The following is a 19344-nucleotide window of genomic DNA, read 5'->3' on the forward strand; positions in this document are numbered from 1 at the left end:
CCAACTCGTTACGCGCCTCAGGCGCCGGCCCCTCGTCACGCGCCTCAGGCGCTGGACCGGACCACCAGCCGGGGCTCGAACCGGGCGACGACCTCGCCCGCCACGGACGGCCGCACACCGCGGACTATCCCGTCGATCTCCTCCGCCAGATCGGCCGGGCTGGCGGTGGCGTCGAAGTGCACGCTGGTCAGCCGGGGCCGCATGAGCGTGCAGATCGGCAGGTCGTCGGCGCCGACCACGGCGACGTCGCCGGGGACCCGCAGCCCGGCGTCCTGCAACGCGCTGATCAGCAGCATCGCGTACTCGTCGTTGTAGGCGAAGACGCCGTCGGGCAGGTCGCCCGCGCGGACGATCCGCCCCGCCTCCTCCTCCGAGAAGGCCAGGTCGATGCGCGCGGCCCCCGGGACGACCTCCCGCACCCCCGCCAGCCGGGCCCGCCCCATGGCGTCGACGCCCTCCTCCCGGGGCACGACGGCCGCCAGCCGCCTGCTCCCCCGCGCGACCAGGTGGCGGGCGGCCACGGCGCCGAGGGCCCGGTGGTCGAACACCAGGGCCGGCACCAGCGGCGAGGGCTGGTCGGACAGGCCGACGACTGCCCGGACGCCCGAGGCGTGCAGCAGGTCCACGGCGGGCCTGGTCAGCCGCGCGGCCTCGACGAGGACGGCCGAGGGCCGCAGGGCGAGCCAGCTCCTGGCCGCCGCCACGCCCTTGAGGGTGCGCTCGCCGTACTGGACCAGGGTGTAGCCGCGGGTCCTGAACTCCTCCTCCAGCTCCTCGGACACCTGCTGCGCCAGCCGGCCCGTCCTGGCCCGCGACAGCGGCATGAGCACGATGTTGCTGCGGCCCGTGCGCAGCGCGCGGGCGGCGGCGTCGGGGACGTAGCCGAGCCGGGCGGCGGCGTCGCGGACCCGCCTGCGGGTCTCCTCGCTCACCCGGGCGTGGGGGTTGTCGGTGAGCACGTAGGAGACCGTGGCCTGGGAGACTCCCGCGGCCCTGGCCACGTCGACGCTGGTCGGCGGACGGTCCCCCCTTGTCGTGTTCACGGGGTGGATGGTATCAACTGCTTATACGTATAATCAGGAGAGGCCGCCGCATGAAGCTGCACACTCGTGAATGGGGTTCGGGCGACCGCCTGGCCGTCCTCGTCCACGGCATCATGGCCGACTCGCGATGCTGGTGGCGGGTGGGCCCCGAGCTGGCCGCGCGCGGCTACCGGGTCATCGCCGTCGATCTGCCCGGCCACGGCGAGAGCCCCCGCGCCGACGCCTACCCGCCCGAGCTGTTCGCCTCGTCGCTGGCGGAGTCGGTGCCCGCGCGCCCCGAACTGGCCATCGGGCACTCCCTGGGCGGCCTCACGCTCGGCCTCGCCGTCGAACGGCTCATGCCCGGACGGGCGATCTACTCCGACCCGGCCTTCCGCCTGCCGACGCCGGAGAGCGGCGCCCTGGAGTCGATGGCCGGCTTCACCGACGAGACCGGCGAGCTGATCGCCGCCCTGCACCCCGGCTTCTCGGCCGAGGAGGTGGCGGTCGAGGTCGAGATGCTCGCGCGCTGGGACCGGCGGTCGGCGCTGTCGCTCGTCGAGGCGTCGGGCATGGACTTCACGCCCGCTCCCGTCGTGCCGTCGCTGGTGCAGGTGGCCGATCCGAGCTTGCTGGTGCCGCCGGCGTTCCAGGAGGAGTTGCGGGGCAAGGGGTTCGAGGTGCGCGTGGTCACGGGGGCCGAGCACACGATCCACCGCCACCTGTTCGAGGACTTCCTGGCCGGGCTGGAAGGCTGGATCAGACCCGCTGCCGCAGCTCGGTGAGGCGGCCGGCGACGTCGAGGCCCTTGCCGGCGGCCCAGGCGTCGTCGTGGTACGTCGCCAGGTGCCGCTCGGCCGCGTCGCCCACCAGCGAGACGATCGTGCCGCTCTCGCCCCTGGCCCGCATGCGCCCGGCCAGTTCGAGCGCGGCCCACAGCGCGGTGCCGGACGAGCCGCCCACCGGCAGCCCGGTGACCTCCCTGATGCGCCTGGCCGCCGCCACGCTCGCCGCGTCGGGCACCGGCACCACCAGATCGACCAGGTCGGGCCGGAACCCCGGCTCCACGCGCGGACGGCCGACGCCCTCGATCCGCGAGGGCATGCCGGTGGCGTAGTCGGGCACGTCGAGGGTCCAGCCCGGGAAGTAGGCGGAGTTGTCGGGATCGGCGACCGCCACCCGGCAGCCGTGCTCCCCCGCCACGGCGCCGAGCGTGGCCGAGGTCGCGCCGGTGGCCGCGCCGGTCACCACCCAGTCGGGACGGACCTGGGCGAACAGCTCTTCGGCCAGGTCGTGCGGCGCGGCCCGGCCGAACTGGTCGAGGTAGTGGCCCCCGACCTGCCCGGCCGCCTCCATGGCCGCGTCGTAGATGGCCAGGGGCGGCGTCACGAACCTGCACTCGCCGCCCAGCGCCTCGACCGCGCGGGCCCGTGCCGGGTCGGGCGCGCCCGGCATGACCACGACGTAGGGCAGGCCGAGCCGCCGGGCGAACCACGCCTGCGCGACCGCCGCGTTGCCGCCGGTCGCCTCGACCACGGTGGTGCCCTCGGTGATCGAGCCGTCGAGCACGGCCCGCCGGAACAGCGCCCTGGCGTGCCGGTGCCGCAGGCTGCCCGTGGGCTGACCGGACTCGTCCTTCAACAGCAGGCGCACGCCGGGGACCCGGACGGGGAAGTCGATCAGCCTGGTCGGCGGCCCGGCGGCCAGCGCGTCGAGCGCGCGCGTGCTCCAGCTCACCGGACCACCTTGTCAGGACGAGCTCAGGAAAGCTCGACCTGTTCGCCAGGGGCGAGCAGCACGAACCGCTCGCCGAGCCCCGCGAACGCCTTCTCCAGCGTGTCGCGGCCCTGCGTGAAGTGCGCCCACTGCTCGAAGTGCAGCGGGACGACGTGCCGCGCGCCCAGGATGTCGGCGGCGGTGACGGCGTCCTCGCTGGTCAGCGTCAGGAACCCGGCCACCAGCGGGGTGCGCGCGCCGCCCGCGAACAGCAGCGCCACGTCGATCCGCGGGAACCTGGCGGCCACGGCCCGCACGACGTCGAGCGAGGCGTTGTCGCCGCTCACGTAGACGGTGGGCAGGCCCTCGCCGCTGAGCACGAAGCCGGTGACCTCGCCCGTCAGGTGCTCGGTCCCGTCGGGGCCGTGCTGGGCGGGCACGCCGGTCACCCGCAGCGGGCCGACCTCGGTCTCGCTCCAGTTGGGCAGGGCGCGCACCGGCTCGCCGACGCGCTCGGCCGCCGAGGCGGTGGACAGCGCCAGCGGGGCCGTGGCGAGGAACGCGCGGCCCGCGTCGTCGAGGTTGTCGGGGTGCTGGTCGTGCGAGAGCAGCACGGCGTCCACCGGGCCCACCTCGTCGGGGCCGAAGGCGGGGCCGGCCGTCTTCTTGAGCACCCTGGCGCCGACCGGGTGGTCGCCCGGCGCGTCGAAGGTGGGATCGACCAGCAGCCGGACGCCGCCCAGCTCGATGACGGCGGTCGGGCCACCGGCGTAACGAATCTTCATGTCCGTCAAGGACACGGGGGTACATAAGGTTTATTCCGTACGCCGTTGAGCACGCGGGTCACCGTGCGGTGGCACAGGGCGCGGAAGTCGGGCTCGGCCATGCTCATCCGGCCGCTCAGGTACTGCTGGACCAGGCCCTGGGTGCTCGCCGTGACCGCGAGCGCGGTCTCCAGCGGGTCGTCCTCGCGCAGCACGCCCGCGCGCATGCCCTCCTCGGCCAGCGCCACCACCACGCTGAACGGAGGGCCCTCCCCGTCGCGGAAGTCGTCGGGGAAGCGGCGGGCCCGCGCCCATGCGTCGGAGGTCAGGAAGTTGTACAGGTGGGGGCTGCCGAGCGCGAAGTCGAGGAAGTCGTCGAGCGCCGCCATCATGCGCTCCTCCACGTCGCCCGTGCCGGGCCGGCGGGTCCACGCCTCGGCCAGCTCGCGGGCGGCGGCGTCGGCGACGGCGCGCAGCAGCGCCTCCCTGTTGGGGAAGTGCCGGTAGATGGCCATGGCGGTGACGCCCACGGCCTCGCCGACCCGCCGCATGCTGACGGCGTCGGCGCCCTCCTCCAGCAGGATCTGCCGGGCCACGGCCTCGATGCGCGCAGCCGTCCCTCGTTCGCTCACGTTTACAGTGTATACAGGCGGAGTGCCCCCGGCGCCCGCTCCGGCACGGCGGGCCGGCGGGGCGCCACCGGGGGCAGCCGGACGTACGGCGAGCCCGTGGCGGGCCTGGGATCGGGGTCGCCGGCGTTGGGCCACAGGGACATGGCCCGCTCGGCCTGCGCGGTGATGGTGAGCGACGGGTTGACCCCGAGGTTGGCCGACACCGCCGAGCCGTCCACGACGTGCAGCCCCTCGTGGCCGTAGACGCGGTGGTAGGCGTCGATCACGCCGGTCTCGGGCGAGTCGCCGATCACGCAGCCGCCCAGGAAGTGGGCCGTCGTCGGGATGTCGAACAGGTCGAGCCAGGTGCCGCCGGGCACCCCGCCGATCTCGGCCGCCGCGTGCCGGACGGCCTCGTGCCCGGCCGGGATCCAGGTCGGGTTGGGCTCGCCGTGGCCGCGGGCCGACCGCAGGCCCCAGCGGGTGCGCCGGATGGTGATCGAGTTGTCCTTGGCCTGCATGACCAGCGCGATGACGGTCCGTTCCGACCAGCGGCGCAGGTCGAGCAGCCGCAGCGCCTCCAGGGGCCGGGCGGCGATCTCCCGGAACAGCGCCGGCCACCTCGGCTGGCCGCCGTCCACGAGCAGGGTGCGCAGCAGGCCCATGGCGTTGGAGCCGTCGCCGTAACGCACGGGCTCGATGTGGGTCTCGGCGTCGGGGTGGATGGAGGAGGTGATGGCCACGCCCTTGTTGAGCTTCTCGCCGCCCGCCGACGTGCGCTCGAAGCCGAGCAGGGCCTCGGAGTTGGTCCTGGTCAGCGTGCCGAGCCTGGGCGACAGGCCGGGCAGGTCGCCGGTGGCGCGCAGCTTGTGCAGCAGGCGCTGGGTGCCGTACGTGCCGGCCGCGAAGATCACCTGCTTGGCCGTGAACGAACGGCGGCGCAGCGCCGACCCCGTCCGGCGGGCGACGACCCGGTAGCCGCCGGAGGGCAGCGGGCGCACCGAGGTGACCGTGCACTCGGCGTAGACCCGGGCCCCCGCCCGCTCGGCCAGGTGGAGGTAGTTCTTGACCAGCGTGTTCTTGGCGCCGTGGCGGCAGCCGGTCATGCACTGCCCGCACTCGATGCAGCCGCGCCGCCGCGGCCCGGCGCCGCCGAAGTACGGGTCGACGCCGTCCTCGCCGAAGTAGACGCCGACCGGGGCCAGGTGGAAGGTGTCGCCCACGCCCATCTTCTCGGCGACCCGGCGCATGACGTCGTCGGCGCGGGTGACGGTGGGGTTCGTGACCGCGCCGAGCATGCGTCTGGCCTGGTCGTAGTGGGGGGCCAGCTCCGACTTCCAGTCGGTGATGCCGGCCCACTGCGGGTCGCGGAAGAACGGGTCGAGCGGCTCGTAGAGGGTGTTGGCGTAGACCAGCGACCCGCCGCCCACCCCGGCTCCGGCCAGCACCATCACGCCGGTGCCGCGTTCGCCGCGCAGCACGTGGATGCGCTGGATGCCCTTCATGCCGAGCCAGGGCGCCCACAGGAAGTCGCGCAGCTTCCACGAGGTGGCCGGCAGCGCGGAGTCGTCGAACCGGCGGCCCGCCTCCAGCACGCCGACCTTGTACCCCTTCTCGCTCAGCCGCAGCGCCGAGACGCTGCCGCCGAACCCCGACCCGATGACCAGAACGTCGAACGTCACTTGATCCGCAGCTTCCGCATCGCCTTGAGGGTGCCGGCCAGGACGTCGGCCCACGTCTCGTACGTCAGGTCGAAGGGCGGCTCGAAGCCCAGCCAGGACGCCTGCGAGGCCACGGTCTTGGACTCGGTGTAGCGCAGCAGCCCCTCCGCGCCGTGCCGGCGGCCGAGGCCCGACGCCTTCATGCCGCCCATGGGCGCGTCGTAGGAGGCGTAGGCCGAGCCGTACCCCTCGTTGATGTTGACCGTGCCGGCCTTGACGCGGGCGGCCAGGGCGCGGCCGCGGGCCGGATTGGTGGTCCAGATGGAGGCGTTCAGGCCGTAGATGGTGTCGTTGGCCAGCTCGATCGCCTCCTCCTCGGAGTCGAAGGGGTAGAGGGCGACCACCGGCCCGAACGTCTCGTTGCGGCACAGGTCCATGTCGTCGCGCACGCCGGTGAGCACGGTCGGCTCGTAGAACAGCGGGCCGAGGTCGGGCCTGGCCCGGCCGCCGGTCAGCACGGTCGCGCCCTTGGCCACGGCGTCGTCCACGTGGGCGCTGACCGCGTCGAGCTGGCGTTGCGAGGTGAGCGAGCCCATCTGGACCGACCAGTCGTGGCCCGCGCCGAGCTTGAGGTTGCCGACCTGCCTGACCAGGCGCGCGGCGAAGTCGTCGAACACCGACGTGTGCACGTACAGCCGCTCGATGGACAGGCAGAGCTGGCCGGCGTTGGTGAAGCAGGCCCGGATCGCCCCCTGGACGGCGAGCGGCACGTCGGCGTCTTCGAGCACCACCATCGGGTTCTTGCCGCCGAGCTCCAGCGAGCAGCCAATGAGCCGCTTGGCCGCCTCCTCGGCGATCTTCCTGCCGCCCCTGGTCGAACCCGTGAACGCGACGTAGTCGGCGTCGTCGAGCAGCGCGTCGCCGATCTCGGCGGGCTCGCCCAGCACGACCTGCCAGATCTCGCGCGGCATGCCCAGCTCGGCCAGCAGGTCGATGGTCCACAACGTGGACATGGCGGTCTGGGTGTCCGGCTTGTGCACCAGCGCGTTCCCGGCCAGCAGCGCCGGCACGGCGTCGGTGACGCCGAGCGAGAGCGGGTAGTTCCACGGAGAGATCAGCGCGACCACGCCCTTGGGCTGGCGCAGCTCGGTCACCCGGGTGGCGCCGGGGAAGATGCCCTTGCGGGTGCGCGGCGCGAGCAGGCCGGACGCCCGCCGGGCGTAGTAGAGGCTGCACCCGGCGACGTCGAGCACCTCCTCGAAGGCGTGCTTGCGGGCCTTGCCGGTCTCGTTCTGGACGATGTCGAGGATCTCGTCCCTGCGGTCGAGGATGGCGTCGTGCAGCAGCAGGAACGGTCTGGCCCGCGCCGCGGCGGGCCTGGCCGCCCACTCGGCCTGGGCGGCCCTGGCGCGCTCGTAGGCCAGGCGTACGTCGTCGGCCGTGGAAATGGGCAGCTCGGCGAGCGGCTCGCCGGTGAAGGGGGCGGTGATCTGCCGGGTCTTGCCGCTGGACGTGACGTGCATGCCCGAAGGATATTCCGCTTGGCTACCGGCGGGTAGTTTTTGCGGATTCGCGGGGTGGGGTCAGAATCCTCTTATGCCATCGTTCGCTCCGCTACGCCCGGGAGATCCGGCGAGTCTGGCCGGCATGGATCTCCTCGGCAGGCTTGGCGAGGGCGGCCAGGGCGTCGTCTACCTCGCGAAAGATCATTCCGGCGCGCACGTCGCCGTCAAATGGCTGCGCCCCGACCTGTCCGGCGACGACGTGAGCGTCGAGCGGTTCCTGCGCGAGGTCCAGGTGGCCCAGCAGGTGGCGCCGTTCTGCACCGCGGCCGTCCTCGGCACCGGCGTCGAGCTGGACCGGCCGTTCATCGTCAGCGAGTTCATCGAGGGGCCATCCCTGCAGCGGGTGGTGCAGGAGGAGGGGCCGCGCACCGGGTCCACGCTGCACCGGCTGGCCATCGGCACCGCGACCGCGCTGGCCGCCATCCACCAGGCCGGCATCGTCCACCGCGACTTCAAGCCCGCCAACGTCATCCTGGGCGCGGACGGCCCGCGGGTGATCGACTTCGGCATCGCGCGGGCGCTCAACGCGACCTCGACGATCAGCAGCATGGTCGTGGGCACGCCGTCGTACATGCCGCCCGAGCAGATCATGGGCCACACCGCCGGGCCGGCGGCCGACATGTTCTCGTGGGCCAGCGCGATGGTCTACGCGGCGTCGGGGCGGGCGCCGTTCGGCAGCGACACCATGCCCGCGGTGATCAACCGGGTCCTCAACCAGCAGCCCGACCTGGGCGTGCTCGACGGCGCGCTGCGTGACGTCGTGGCCGCCTGCCTGGCCAAGGACCCGGCGCAGCGGCCGACGGCCGAGCAGGTGATCATGCGTCTGCTCCAGCACCCGATGCCGGCGAACTCGCCCATCCTCGCCGCGGCCGCCGCCGAGGCCGGCCCCGCCGGGCCGCCCATGACCGGGCCGATGGCGGGGCCGATGGCGGGGCCGCCGCAGCAGCACCCGCAGGGAGCGCCGCAGGGGCCGCCGCACGGGCCCGCGCAGGGGCCTGCACAGGGGCCTGCGCACGGGCCGATGACCGGCCCGGTGCCGGGGGGCCGGCAACCATACCCGCAGCAGCAGTGGCACCCGCCGGGCCCGTACGCGCAGCCCACCCACCCGGGCGTCCACCCCCGGCAGCCGGCCGGCAAGGGCAGGGCGCCGCTGGTCATCGGGGCCACGCTGGCCGTCGCCTTACTCGTGCTGGCCGGGCTCGCCGTGCTCATCGCCAACAACAGGACGACCCTGGCCGCCGACGGCGGCGTCACGACGCCCGCGTCCGGCCGGCCGTCCGGGCGCAGCGTGCCGCCCGCCACGCCGTCGGTCGCGGCGTCGGTCGCGCCGGTCTCCGTCCCCGAGGAGGGGCCGCGCAAGGCGCTGCCCGGCGCCGCGATCGGCCTGTACGAGAACACCTCCGACGCGATCGTCCTGACCTCCTACGAGATCTACGACAAGAAGAAGGAGGACTGGATCGACCACGCCAGGGACTCGCTGCGCGGGCCGTTCCGCAAGTACGCCGGCAACTGGGAGTCGAACGTCTCCCCCGGCGGCCGCTACCTGGCCACCCGCGGCCGCAAGTACACCGACGACAACTACGACTACATCATCGTCAGCGACCGCCAGACGGGCGAGCGCACCACGATCAAGACCGTCCGCGGCCCGCTGATCGCCAGCATCCGCGGCTGGTCCGAGGACGGCTCCAAGATCCTGCTCAACATCGAGCGGAAGAGCGGCGACACCTGGACCTACCCCGGCTTCGTCATCGTGGACGTCGCCACGAAGAAGGCGAAGACCGTCATGGTGGACGACTCCGCCGTCCGCAAGACCGCCTTCGGCTGGGACGGCGAGGGCACGGGCGTGATCAACATCTTCGGCCCGGAGAAGAACCGCAGCCTGCGCTTCTTCGACGCCGACGGCAAGGCCACCCGCGACCTGCGCTCGATCGGCACGCTGCCCGCCGGCACCCAGGACGTCTTCTCCCCCTCGGGCGAGTCGTTCCTGTCCACCTGCCCCAACGGCAGCGACGGCGACACCTGCGTGTGGGACGTCAAGTCGGGCGACCGCACGCACAAGTTCGCCTCCGACTGCGACAAGGTGCTCGGCTGGTACGACGAGACCCACCTCTACTGCTGGGAGCAGGACAACAACACCAGGGACGAGATCCAGGTCGTCGACCTCAAGGGCACCCTGCTCCGCAAGATCCTCGACGTGCCCGAAGACGTCGACTTCAGCCCGGTCTTCACCGCCAACCCGGCCAAGGGCTCCTGAACCATCCGGCCCGCGCAGCCGTCATGGAGGTCATGAAGACGCTGTTCCGTACGGCCGTGACCGCCGCGGCCCTCGCCATGGCCACGACGGCCTGCACCTCGGCGGCCACCGGCCAGGCGCCCGTGCCGAAGGTCACGCTCGACGCCGTCCGCCTGGTCGCCTACGACAGTTGCGACGACATGCTGTCGGGCCTGCGGGAGCACGCCGCGGAGAACGTCGGCCCGTGGGGGTTCGGCGGCCCGCAGATCATGTACATGGAGGACACCGCCGCCACCGCGCGGGCGAAGACCACCTCCGACACCCCCGAGCACTCCACCACGAACGTGCACGAGGCGGGCGTGGACGAGCCCGACCTGGTCAAGACCGACGGCAACCGGATCGTCACGGTCGTGGACGGCACCCTGCGGGTCATCGACACCGCGACCAAGAAGGTCACCGCCTCGCTCAAGCTCACCAAGAAGGACGAGCCGACCTTCGCCCCCGCCGACCTGCTGCTCTCCGGCGACCGCGCGCTGGTGCTGTTCCGCGGCGGCGACATCATGGTGAAGTCCTTCGCGCCGCCCGGCGAGACCCGTTACGTCGTGGTCGACCTGGCCGGACAGCCGAAGGTGCTCAGCACGATCCGGGCGCAGGGCTCGTACGTGGACGCCAGGATGATCGGCTCCACGGTCCGGCTCGTCACCCGCAGCCAGCCCGACATCACCTTCCCCGAGCCCAAGAGCCCGGACGCCTCCGAGGCCGACCGCAAGAAGGCCAACCAGGACGTCGTCCGGCGGGCGCCGCTGTCCGCCTGGCTGCCCACCGTCGAGATCACCGGCGGGTCCGGCGCGGTCAAGAAGGACACGGTCAAGTGCGAGCGGGTCAGCCACCCCGCCGACTACACCGGCACCTCGCTGCTCACCGTCCACAGCATCGACCTGACCCAGGACGTCGCCGCGACCGGCACCGAGCCCATCAGCCTGGCCGCCGACGGCGACACCGTCTACGGCAGCGGCACGAGCCTGTACGTCGCCAGCAACCCCCGCTGGTGGTTCCCGGTGGTCACCGAGCCGATGCCGGTCGAGCCCGTGCCGACGGCCACCGACGGCGCCGCCCCGGCCGTCGAGCCCACCCCGAGCGACCCGGCCGTGACGAGCAGCGCCCCGGCCACGCCCGCCACCTCCGAGGCCGTACCCGAGCCCACCCCCACGGCTCCGCCCGAGGAGACCGAGGTCCACCGGTTCGACATCAGCGCCGCCGGCGCCCCCTCGTACGTGGCCTCCGGCAAGGTCCCCGGCCGCCTGCTGAACCAGTACTCGCTGTCGGAGTACGAGGGCCACCTCCGCGTCGCCACCACCCTCACCGCCACCGACGGCGGCAACAGCGCCAGCAGCGTGTACGTGCTCGACGCCGCCACCATGGCCAAGGCCGGCGAGGTCGGCGGCCTCGGGAAGGGCGAGCGCATCTACTCGGTCCGGTTCATCGGCCCGGTGGGCTACGTCGTGACGTTCAAGCAGGTGGACCCGCTCTACACGCTCGACCTGCGCGACCCGGCCGCCCCCAAGGTGACCGGCGAGCTGAAGATCACCGGCTACTCGGCCTACCTGCACCCCGGCGCGGACGGCCGGCTGATCGGCATCGGCCAGGAGGCCAGCGACAAGGGCAGGACGCTCGGCACGCAGGTCTCGCTGTTCGACGTCAGCGACCCGGCCGCCCCGCGCAGGCTGTCGCAGCTCTTCCAGAAGGAGTCGGGCTCCGAGGCCGAGTGGGACCCGCACGCGTTCCTGTACTGGCCGAAGACCGGCCTGTCGGTGCTGCCGCTGATGACCCCCAAGGAGTCGGGCGCGCTCGTGCTGAAGATCGACGACTCGGCCGTCAAGAGGCTCGGCATGATCAAGCACCCCACCCACCAGGACAAGGACTACACCTACCAGCCCGGCATCCAGCGCTCGATCGTCATCGGCGACGCCCTCTGGACGCTGTCCTGGGACGGCCTCCAGGTCAACGACGCCACGACGCTGGCCCGTCAGGCCTGGATCCCGCTGCGCTGACCCCCTGAGGGCGGGTGATCGGTCCGCCGGTCACCCGCGCTCCGGCGCGACCACGGGCACGATCTCGGGGGCGCCCAGCCGGATGGCGTCGGCCTCCTGGTCGGAGTCCTGCTCCTGGGAGCGCCGCTCGGCCTCGACGCGCTTGGTGTAGTACTCCACCTCGCGCTTCACCTGCTCGGCGTCCCAGCCGAGCGGCCCGGCCAGCAGCTCGGCGGCCTCCTGCGCCACGGCCAGGCCGCGGTGGAAGGTCTCGATGGAGATGTGCGTGCGCCTGGTCAGCACGTCGTTGAGGTGCCTGGCGCCCTCGTGGGTGGCGGCGTAGACGATCTCGGCCCGCAGGTAGTCGTCGGCCCCGGCCAGCGGCCGGCCCAGCGACGGATCGTCCTCGATCAGCTGCAGCACCTCGTCGATGAGCGAGCCGTAGCGCTGGAGCAGGTGCTCGATCCGGGCGACGTGCAGGCCCGAGGTGTGGGCGAGGCGGTAGCGGGAGTTCCACAGCGCCTGGTAGCCCTCGGCCCCGGCCAGCGGGATGCGGTCGGTGCACGAGCGCGGCACCCGCTGGTCGAGCCCGTGCGCCACCGCGTCCACCGCGTCGCGGGCCATGACCCGGTACGTCGTGTACTTCCCGCCGGCGATCATCACCAGCCCCGGCACCGGATGCGCCACGACGTGCTCGCGCGACAACTTCGACGTCTCGTCGGACTCCCCCGACAGCAGCGGGCGCAGCCCGGCGTAGACGCCCTCGACGTCGTCGCGGGTCAGCGGCACCGACAACACGGCGTTGACGTGGTCGAGCAGGTAGTCGATGTCGGCCCGGGAGGCGGCCGGATGGCCCTTGTCGAGCGTCCACTCGGTGTCGGTGGTGCCGATGATCCAGTGGCGGCCCCACGGGATCACGAACAGCACCGACTTCTCCGTGCGCAGGATGATGCCGGTGCGGGAGTGGATGCGGTCGCGCGGCACCAGCAGGTGGATGCCCTTGGAGGCCCGTACGTGGATCTGGCCGCGCCCGCCGACCAGCTCCTGGATGTCGTCGGTCCACACGCCCGTGGCGTTGACGACCTGCTGGGCGCGTACGTCGAACTCGGCGCCGGTCTCCAGGTCGCGCGCCCGCACGCCGGTGACCCGCTCGCCCTCCCGCAGGAACCCGACCACCTGGGCGCGCGGCGCGATCCGGGCGCCGTACGTGGCGGCGGTGCGCAGCATGGTCATCACGTAGCGGGCGTCGTCGACCTGGGCGTCCCAGTACTGGACGGCGCCGGTGAGCGCGCTCTTCTTCAGCGCCGGGGCCAGCCGCAACGCCCGTGACCTGGACAGATGCCGGTGGCCCGGCACCCCGCGGGTGACCCCGGAGGCGAAGCCGAGCGTGTCGTAGAGCGCCACGCCGGCGCCCACGTAGCCGCGTTCCCACCCGAAATGGGTCATCGGGAACAGGAACGGCACCGGCCGGACGAGGTGCGGCGCCAGGCGCTGGAGCAGCAGCGCCCGCTCCTGCAGCGCCTCGCGCACCAGGTCGAAGTTGAGCTGCTCCAGGTAGCGCAGGCCACCGTGGATGAGCTTGGACGAGCGCGACGAGGTGCCCGAGGCGAAGTCGCGGGCCTCCAGCAGGGCCACGTCGAGGCCCCGGGTGGCGGCGTCGAGCGCGGTGCCCGCCCCCACCACGCCGCCGCCGACCACGACCACGTCGAACTCCTGGGCGGACATCTCCGCCAGCGCCGCCGCGCGCTCGGTGGGCCCGAGCCGGGCCACGCTCCTACCCGCCGTCATCGTCTCCCCTTGCGTCGACTGCGGTCAGTACCTACCCGTACGCCCGGTTCCATGTAACGCAAGGGACGGCTCAGGCGCGTACGACCTTGACGCCCGCGTCGGTGAGCCGGCCGGTGAGCTCGTCGGAGAGCCGCTCGTCGGTGACCAGCGTGTCGATCTGCTCGATCGGGCAGATGCGGGAGAAGGCCCGCCGGCCCACCTTGGAGGAGTCGGCCACCACCACGACCTGGGCGGCCCGGCTGATCAGCAGGTTGTTCACGCTGGCCTCGCCCTCGTGGTGGGCCGAGGCGCCCAGCTCGACGTCGATCGCGTCGACGCCGAGGAAGGCCACGTCGAGGGTGACCTGTTCGAGCACGCCCGAGGCCAGCGGCCCGATCAGCTCGTACGACTGCTGCCTGGCCACCCCGCCGGTGACCACGATCTTGACGTGCTGCCGCACGGTCAGCTCGGCGGCGATGTTCAGGGCGTTGGTGACGATCGTGAACCCGCTCTCCAGCGTGGACAGCGTGGCGAGGGTGCGGGCCAGCTCGGAGGTGGTGGTGCCGCCGTTGAGCCCGACCACGGCGCCCGCGCTCACCAGGTCGGCCGCCGCGGCCGCTATGCGGTGCTTCTCGTCGGCGTGCCTGGCCGTCTTGTAGCGCAGCGGCAGGTCGTAGCTGACGCTCTGGGCGACGGCTCCGCCGCGCGTGCGCATGAGCATCTGCTGCTGGGCGAGCTGGTCGAAGTCACGCCGGATCGTGGCGGTCGAGACGTCGAGCGCCTGGGCGGCCTCCTCCACCGACAGCCTGCCCTCCTGGGCGAGCAGCTCCAGGATGGCGTTCCAGCGATCGTAGCGGGACACGAAGCCTCCAATGAGATCCGGGCGGGATCAAGCGTGGCACAGGCGGGGAGGTGAGAGCGACCACTGCACAAAACTGCGCTTTTACTGTATAAAAAAGGCAGAAACAAACACCAACGGGGAGGAACGCGGTGACCACCCATACCGAAGCCGAGATCGAGTCCCAGCCGTCCTGCTGGCGCCGCGCGGTGGCCGACGTGCCCGCGGGCGCGCTGCCCGAGCCCGGCGAGCGGGTGGCCGTCGTCGGCTGCGGCACGTCCTGGTTCATCGCGATGGCCTACGCCACGCTGCGCGAGCGGGCCGGGCAGGGCGAGACCGACGCGTTCGCCGCGTCCGAGGCGCCGGTCGGCCGCTCCTACGACAGGGTGCTCGCGCTGACCCGGTCCGGCACCACGACCGAGGTGCTGGAGCTGCTGTCCAGGACGAGCGCCCGCACGACGGCCATCACCGCCGACCCGAAGACGCCGGTCATGACGGCCGCCGACGAGGTCATCGTGCTCGACTACGCCGACGAGAGCTCCGTCGTGCAGACCCGCTTCGCCACCACCCAGCTCGCCATGCTCCGCGCCAGCCTCGGCGAGGACCTGACCGGCGCGATCGCCGACGCCGAGCGGGCCCTGGCCGAGCCGCTGCCCGCCGGGCTCGTCGAGGCCGAGCAGTTCAGCTTCCTCGGCAGCGGCTGGTCGGTCGGCCTGGCCCAGGAGGCCGCGCTCAAGATGCGCGAGGCGTCCCGGTCGTGGACGGAGGCGTACCCGGCGATGGAGTACCGGCACGGCCCGATCAGCATCGCGGGCCCCGGCCGCGTCACCTGGATGCTCGGCACCGCCCCCGAGGGCCTGCGCGAGCAGGTCGAGGCGACCGGCGGCACGTTCTTCGAGAGCGGCCTCGACCCCATGGCCGAGCTGGTGCGCGCCCAGCGGGTGGCGGTCGCGCGGGCCTTCGCCCGCGGGCTGAACCCCGACGAGCCCATGCACCTCACGCGATCTGTGATCCTTTCTTCATGAGCCTTACTCTCGCCGACGCCCGGATCGTGACCCCCGAAGGGGTGCACGAAGGGTGGCTGACCATCGAAGACGGCCGCATCACGCATGTCGGCCACGGATCGGCCCCCAGCCCCGGCCTGAGCCTCGGGGGGCGGCACGTCGTCCCCGGGTTCGTCGACATCCACAACCACGGCGGCGCGGGCGGGTCGTTCCCCACCGGCGACCAGGACAAGGCCCGCGACGCCGTGGCCCTGCACCGGCGGCACGGCACGACCACGATGATGGCCAGCCTGGTCACCGACACGCTCGACGAGCTGTCCAGGGCCGCCGCCTCGCTGGCCGAGCTGTGCGAGGAGGGGCTGCTGGCGGGCATCCACTTCGAGGGGCCGTACATCGCCAAGGCCCGCTGCGGCGCGCACAACCCCGCCCTGCTGCGCGAGCCGTCGCCGCAGGAGCTGTCGGGGCTGGTCAAGGCCGCGCGCGGGCACGCGCGCATGGTCACCGTCGCCGCCGAGCTGCCCGGCGGCCTCGACACGATCCGCACGGCCGTCGGCGAGGGCCTGATCGCGGCGCTCGGCCACAGCGACGCCGACTACGACCAGGCGATCGCCGCCATCGAGGCGGGCGCCACCGTCGCCACCCACCTGTACAACGCGATGCCGCAGCTCGGCCACCGCGCGCCCGGCCCGATCGCCGCCCTGCTGGAGGACGAGCGCGTCACGGTCGAGCTGGTCAACGACGGCGTCCACGTGCACGCGGCGATGTTGCGTCTGGCCTACGAGGTGGCCGGGCCCGGCCGGACGGTGCTGATCACCGACGCGATGGCGGCCACGGGCCTCGGCGACGGCGACTACGTGCTCGGCCCCATGCGGGTGCGCGTGACCGACGGCGTGGCCAGGCTGGTCGAGGGCGGCTCGATCGCGGGCTCCACCCTCACCATGGACGCCGCCTTCCGCCGCGGCGTGCGCGAGCTCGGCATGTCGCTGCCCGACGCGGTCCAGGTGGCCTCGCTGACCCCCGCCCAGGTGCTCGGCCTGGCCGAGGAGATCGGTTCGATCGCCGTCGGCAAGGCGGCCGACCTGGTGGTGCTCTCCGGCGAGCTGGAGGTCGACGGCGTGATGAAGAACGGCGACTGGATCACGGAGCCCTGATGATCATCACCGTGACGCTCAACGCCGCGCTCGACGTGACCTACGAGGTCCCGTCCGTCGCCTGGGACGGCGTCAACCGGGTCGGCGCCGTCCACCGGCGGGCCGGCGGCAAGGGCGTCAACGTGGCCCGCGTGCTGGCCGCCCTCGGCCAGGACGTCCTGGTCACGGGGCTGGCGGGCGGGCCCACGGGTCGCGCGATCGAGCACGACCTGCAAGCCGCGGGGCTGCCCGCCGCGCTGACCGGCATCGCCGCCGAGTCCCGCACCACGCTGGTGGTCTCCGAGCCGGGCGGGGCCACGCTGTTCAACGAGCCCGGCCCCGAGGTGAGCGCGGCCGAGCTGGCCGCGTTCGTGGAGCACTACACGTCGCTGCTGGCCGGGGCCGACGCGGTGGTGGTCTCCGGCAGCCTGCCGCGCGGCGTCCCCGCCGACTTCTACGCGACGCTGGCCGCCGTCGCCGCCCGCGCGGGCGTGCCGGCCATCGTCGACGCAGACGGCGACCCGCTGCGGCACGCGCCGGAGGGCCGTCCGGCTGTCGTCAAGCCCAACGCCGAGGAGCTGGCCAGGGCGGTTCCCGGCGGCACCCCCGAGGAGGGCGCCCAGGCGCTGCGCGAGCGGGGGGCCGAGGCCGTGGTCGTCTCCATGGGCGCCGACGGGCTGCTCGCCGTGACGGGCGAGGGCACCTTCCGGGCGCGGATGCCCTACACCGTGCGGGGAAACCCGACCGGGGCCGGCGACTCGCTGGTCGCGGGGCTCGCGCTGGGCCTGGTCGAGGGCTCCCCGTGGCCCGACCGGCTGCGGCGGGCCGCGGCGCTGGGCGCGGCCGCCGTGGCCGCGCCGGTCGCCGGCGACTTCGACGGCGAGGTCTACGCCGACATACACCCCCAGATCGTCATCACGTAAGGAGCTCGTCATGGCCCTCGCCGGAATCGGCGACATCGTCCGGCAGTCCCCCGCAGGGGTGGGCGCGTTCAACGTGATCCAGTTGGAGCACGCCACCGCGATCGTGGCCGGCGCCGAGGCGCTCGGCCTGCCGGTCGTGCTGCAGATCAGCGAGAACTGCGTGCGCTACCACGGCGCGCTCGAACCCGTCGCGCTGGCCGCGCTGGCCGTCGCGCGCCGCGCGGAGGTGCCGGTCGCGGTCCACCTCGACCACGCCACCGACCGCGCGCTGGTGGAGGAGGCGGTGACGCTGGGCCTCGGCTCGGTCATGTTCGACGCCTCCGCCCTGCCCGACGAGGAGAACGTGGCGGCCACGGCCGAGGTGGCGGCCTGGTGCCACGAGCGCGGCGTCTGGGTGGAGGCCGAGCTCGGCGAGGTCGGCGGCAAGGACGGCGTGCACGCGCCCGGCGCCCGCACCAAGCCGCACGAGGCGGTCGACTACGTCGCCAGGACCGGCGTCGACGCGCTCGCCGTGGCCGTCGGCACCTCGCACGCCATGACCACCAAGGACGCAGTGCTCGACCTGGAGCTCATCGCCGAGCTGCGGGCGGCGGTGCCGGTGCCGCTGGTGCTGCACGGCTCGTCCGGCGTGCCCGACGACGTGCTGCGCGAGGCGGTGGCCAACGGCATGAAGAAGATCAACATCGCCACCCACCTGAACAAGGCGTTCACCCGGGCCGTACGCGACTACCTGGCCCACGACGAGCGGGTGGTCGACTCCCGCAAATACCTCAACGCGGGCCGCGACGCCGTGGCCCGCGAGGTGAGTCACCTGCTGGGCGTGCTCACCGGCTGAGCTCCTTGCGCATCACCACGGCCGACCGGCCGTCGAGGTCGGCCCGGCCGATCTCGGCGTAGCCGAGCGAGGTGTACAGCGCGATGTTCGAGGCCATCTTGACGTTGGTGTAGAGGCGCAGGGCGGGCAGGCCGAGCCGGGCGGCCTCCCGCTCGGCGTAGGCCAGCAGGCCCCGGCCGATGCCCCTGCCGTGCAGGTCGGGCCGCACCGCCACGTTGTCCACCAGCAGCGCGCCCTCCTCGGGGATGAGCACGACCAGCCCTTCGAGGCCGTCGGTGACGTGCACCCGGCCCGCGGCGATGAGGGCCGCGTAGTCGGCCTCCATGGGCAGCGGCCGGGTGCCGATGATCTCGGCCCATGGCTGGTAGGCGTCATGGACGAGTTGCTCGACGGCGGCCCTGTCGGCCTCCTGCGCCAGTCTCATGCCCCCAATGATCGCAGCACCCTGTCGACCTGACGATCGAAGGTGCCGGGCGGATTGCGCGGGCTGTCGTGCGAGAGCAGGAACAGCCAGACCAGGCTCTGGAGCCTGCGGCAGTCGCGCAGCCGGCGCGCCTGCGGGCCGCTCAGCTCGAACCGGTCGGCGATCTCCACCTCGCCGTCCACCCACATGGAGACGTGCTCGGACAGCTCGGCCAGCTCGAAGGCCAGGTCGCTGCGCCCGGAGTCCTCGAAGTCGACGATGCGCACGCGGACGCCGTCCCACAGGAAGTTCGCCAGGTTGCCGTCGCCCGCCCCGAACGCCGGACGTACGCCCGACTCCCCCGGACGCCAGCCCGCCAGCCAGCGCAGGCCCTCCTCGGCCGCGCGGTCGGCCTCCGGACCGCGGGGGCGCCAGGCGGCCAGCCATTCCATGACCTGGCCGGTGACCGCCTCGACCTGCCACGGACGTACCGGGACGGCCGCCAGCACGCCGGGCGGGACGGCCTCGTACAGCTGCGTGAGCGCCTCGGCCATGGCGGTCAGCGGCGCCTCCCCGGCCGCCAGGCCGCGCAGGGGCACGCCGTCGATCCTGGTCATGCGGACGACGCCGTCCTCGAAGGCGATCGGCCGCGGGGTCAGGCCCGGGGCGTGCTCGGCCAGCAGGGTGAGCGCCCGCCACTCGCGCTCGGCCGCGCCCTCCTTGCCGTCGACGTAGCGCTTGGTGACGACGTCGCCGTCGATGTCGAGGACGTGGGTGTGCACGAGATCGGCCATGCTACGGCAGGATACGGCCTGCCCTACGAGCCGGCGCCCGTCACCACG

General features: G+C 73.2%; 17 protein-coding genes. 7 read left to right on the forward strand and 10 right to left on the reverse strand.

Going from position 1 to position 19344, the window contains the following annotated elements; all coding sequences use genetic code 11:
- Positions 1–44 precede the first annotated feature (44 nt).
- Positions 45–1043: a LacI family DNA-binding transcriptional regulator gene (locus ACFYUV_RS15815; protein ID WP_387669201.1), complete on the reverse strand. Its 999-nt coding sequence runs from the start codon at positions 1041–1043 to the stop codon at positions 45–47.
- Between the two features lie 50 nt (positions 1044–1093).
- Here ACFYUV_RS15815 and ACFYUV_RS15820 point away from each other — a divergent pair, with 50 nt between their 5' ends.
- The gene (locus tag ACFYUV_RS15820) at positions 1094–1807 is read left to right on the forward strand and encodes an alpha/beta fold hydrolase (RefSeq protein WP_387669202.1); all 714 of its coding nucleotides are present in this window, start codon (positions 1094–1096) and stop codon (positions 1805–1807) included.
- Here the strand turns inward: ACFYUV_RS15820 and ACFYUV_RS15825 are convergent.
- From ACFYUV_RS15825 to ACFYUV_RS15845, 5 genes are read right to left on the reverse strand one after another with little or no spacing between them, the layout of a single operon-like run.
- Positions 1782–2759: a PLP-dependent cysteine synthase family protein gene (locus ACFYUV_RS15825; protein ID WP_387669203.1), complete on the reverse strand. Its 978-nt coding sequence runs from the start codon at positions 2757–2759 to the stop codon at positions 1782–1784. The two genes, ACFYUV_RS15820 and ACFYUV_RS15825, sit on opposite strands and share 26 nt — an antisense overlap.
- 23 nt (positions 2760–2782) lie before the next feature.
- On the reverse strand, positions 2783–3523 hold the full coding sequence (locus ACFYUV_RS15830) for an MBL fold metallo-hydrolase (protein ID WP_352318722.1): 741 nt from the start codon (positions 3521–3523) through the stop codon (positions 2783–2785).
- A gap of 5 nt (positions 3524–3528) precedes the next feature.
- Positions 3529–4134 (reverse strand): TetR/AcrR family transcriptional regulator, encoded by a 606-nt coding sequence (locus tag ACFYUV_RS15835; protein ID WP_387647186.1) that lies wholly within the window; start codon positions 4132–4134, stop codon positions 3529–3531.
- Between the two features lie 2 nt (positions 4135–4136).
- Positions 4137–5795 carry an FAD-dependent oxidoreductase gene (locus ACFYUV_RS15840; protein WP_387669204.1) on the reverse strand — a complete coding sequence of 553 codons (1659 nt, stop codon included), beginning with the start codon at positions 5793–5795 and terminating at the stop codon, positions 4137–4139.
- Positions 5792–7297 carry a succinic semialdehyde dehydrogenase gene (locus ACFYUV_RS15845; protein ID WP_387669206.1) on the reverse strand — a complete coding sequence of 502 codons (1506 nt, stop codon included), beginning with the start codon at positions 7295–7297 and terminating at the stop codon, positions 5792–5794. The genes ACFYUV_RS15840 and ACFYUV_RS15845 overlap by 4 nt, the downstream gene beginning before the upstream one ends.
- Positions 7298–7421: 124 nt before the next feature.
- Here ACFYUV_RS15845 and ACFYUV_RS15850 point away from each other — a divergent pair, with 124 nt between their 5' ends.
- Together ACFYUV_RS15850 and ACFYUV_RS15855 are read left to right on the forward strand one after the other, a co-directional pair.
- Positions 7422–9593: a protein kinase gene (locus tag ACFYUV_RS15850; protein WP_387669208.1), complete on the forward strand. Its 2172-nt coding sequence runs from the start codon at positions 7422–7424 to the stop codon at positions 9591–9593.
- A 32-nt stretch (positions 9594–9625) separates the two neighbouring features.
- Complete coding sequence (locus ACFYUV_RS15855; protein WP_387669210.1) at positions 9626–11623, forward strand: beta-propeller domain-containing protein; 1998 nt, start codon at positions 9626–9628, stop codon at positions 11621–11623.
- A 30-nt stretch (positions 11624–11653) separates the two neighbouring features.
- Here the strand turns inward: ACFYUV_RS15855 and ACFYUV_RS15860 are convergent, their stop codons facing one another.
- Positions 11654–13390, reverse strand: coding sequence for a glycerol-3-phosphate dehydrogenase/oxidase (locus tag ACFYUV_RS15860; protein WP_352362815.1), 1737 nt, complete (start codon positions 13388–13390; stop codon positions 11654–11656).
- A gap of 70 nt (positions 13391–13460) precedes the next feature.
- Positions 13461–14231 (reverse strand): DeoR/GlpR family DNA-binding transcription regulator, encoded by a 771-nt coding sequence (locus ACFYUV_RS15865; protein WP_358282199.1) that lies wholly within the window; start codon positions 14229–14231, stop codon positions 13461–13463.
- A 128-nt stretch (positions 14232–14359) separates the two neighbouring features.
- Here ACFYUV_RS15865 and ACFYUV_RS15870 point away from each other — a divergent pair, with 128 nt between their 5' ends.
- From ACFYUV_RS15870 to ACFYUV_RS15885, 4 genes are read left to right on the forward strand one after another with little or no spacing between them, the layout of a single operon-like run.
- Positions 14360–15232: an SIS domain-containing protein gene (locus ACFYUV_RS15870; RefSeq protein WP_387669212.1), complete on the forward strand. Its 873-nt coding sequence runs from the start codon at positions 14360–14362 to the stop codon at positions 15230–15232.
- On the forward strand, positions 15229–16362 hold the full coding sequence (gene nagA / locus ACFYUV_RS15875) for an N-acetylglucosamine-6-phosphate deacetylase (protein WP_387669213.1): 1134 nt from the start codon (positions 15229–15231) through the stop codon (positions 16360–16362). Before ACFYUV_RS15870 ends, nagA begins: the two co-directional genes overlap by 4 nt.
- On the forward strand, positions 16362–17264 hold the full coding sequence (locus ACFYUV_RS15880; protein ID WP_387669215.1) for a 1-phosphofructokinase family hexose kinase: 903 nt from the start codon (positions 16362–16364) through the stop codon (positions 17262–17264). The genes nagA and ACFYUV_RS15880 overlap by 1 nt, the downstream gene beginning before the upstream one ends.
- A gap of 10 nt (positions 17265–17274) precedes the next feature.
- Entirely contained in the window at positions 17275–18099 is an 825-nt protein-coding gene (locus ACFYUV_RS15885; RefSeq protein ID WP_387669216.1) for a ketose-bisphosphate aldolase, read from the forward strand.
- Here ACFYUV_RS15885 and ACFYUV_RS15890 read toward each other — a convergent pair.
- Together ACFYUV_RS15890 and ACFYUV_RS15895 are read right to left on the reverse strand one after the other, a co-directional pair.
- Entirely contained in the window at positions 18089–18523 is a 435-nt protein-coding gene (locus tag ACFYUV_RS15890; RefSeq protein WP_358282190.1) for a GNAT family N-acetyltransferase, read from the reverse strand. The two genes, ACFYUV_RS15885 and ACFYUV_RS15890, sit on opposite strands and share 11 nt — an antisense overlap.
- Entirely contained in the window at positions 18520–19296 is a 777-nt protein-coding gene (locus ACFYUV_RS15895; RefSeq protein ID WP_387669217.1) for a phosphotransferase family protein, read from the reverse strand. The genes ACFYUV_RS15890 and ACFYUV_RS15895 overlap by 4 nt, the downstream gene beginning before the upstream one ends.
- Between the last annotated feature and the right edge of the window lie 48 nt (positions 19297–19344).

The sequence above is a fragment of the Nonomuraea sp. NPDC003560 genome (genome assembly GCF_042878785.1).
Taxonomy (GTDB): Bacteria; Actinomycetota; Actinomycetes; order Streptosporangiales; family Streptosporangiaceae; genus Nonomuraea.

Excerpts from the sequence above, each read along its gene's own strand:
- ACFYUV_RS15820 (WP_387669202.1), top strand. The coding sequence starts at position 1,094 with ATGAAGCTGCACACTCGTGAATGGGGTTCGGGCGACCGCCTGGCCGTC.
- ACFYUV_RS15830 (WP_352318722.1), bottom strand. The coding sequence starts at position 3,523 with ATGAAGATTCGTTACGCCGGTGGCCCGACCGCCGTCATCGAGCTGGGC.
- ACFYUV_RS15860 (WP_352362815.1), bottom strand. The coding sequence starts at position 13,390 with ATGACGGCGGGTAGGAGCGTGGCCCGGCTCGGGCCCACCGAGCGCGCG.
- ACFYUV_RS15890 (WP_358282190.1), bottom strand. The coding sequence starts at position 18,523 with ATGAGACTGGCGCAGGAGGCCGACAGGGCCGCCGTCGAGCAACTCGTC.
- ACFYUV_RS15885 (WP_387669216.1), top strand. The coding sequence starts at position 17,275 with ATGGCCCTCGCCGGAATCGGCGACATCGTCCGGCAGTCCCCCGCAGGG.
- nagA (WP_387669213.1), top strand. The coding sequence starts at position 15,229 with ATGAGCCTTACTCTCGCCGACGCCCGGATCGTGACCCCCGAAGGGGTG.
- ACFYUV_RS15855 (WP_387669210.1), top strand. The coding sequence starts at position 9,626 with ATGAAGACGCTGTTCCGTACGGCCGTGACCGCCGCGGCCCTCGCCATG.
- ACFYUV_RS15850 (WP_387669208.1), top strand. The coding sequence starts at position 7,422 with ATGGATCTCCTCGGCAGGCTTGGCGAGGGCGGCCAGGGCGTCGTCTAC.
- ACFYUV_RS15845 (WP_387669206.1), bottom strand. The coding sequence starts at position 7,297 with ATGCACGTCACGTCCAGCGGCAAGACCCGGCAGATCACCGCCCCCTTC.
- ACFYUV_RS15895 (WP_387669217.1), bottom strand. The coding sequence starts at position 19,296 with ATGGCCGATCTCGTGCACACCCACGTCCTCGACATCGACGGCGACGTC.
- ACFYUV_RS15880 (WP_387669215.1), top strand. The coding sequence starts at position 16,362 with ATGATCATCACCGTGACGCTCAACGCCGCGCTCGACGTGACCTACGAG.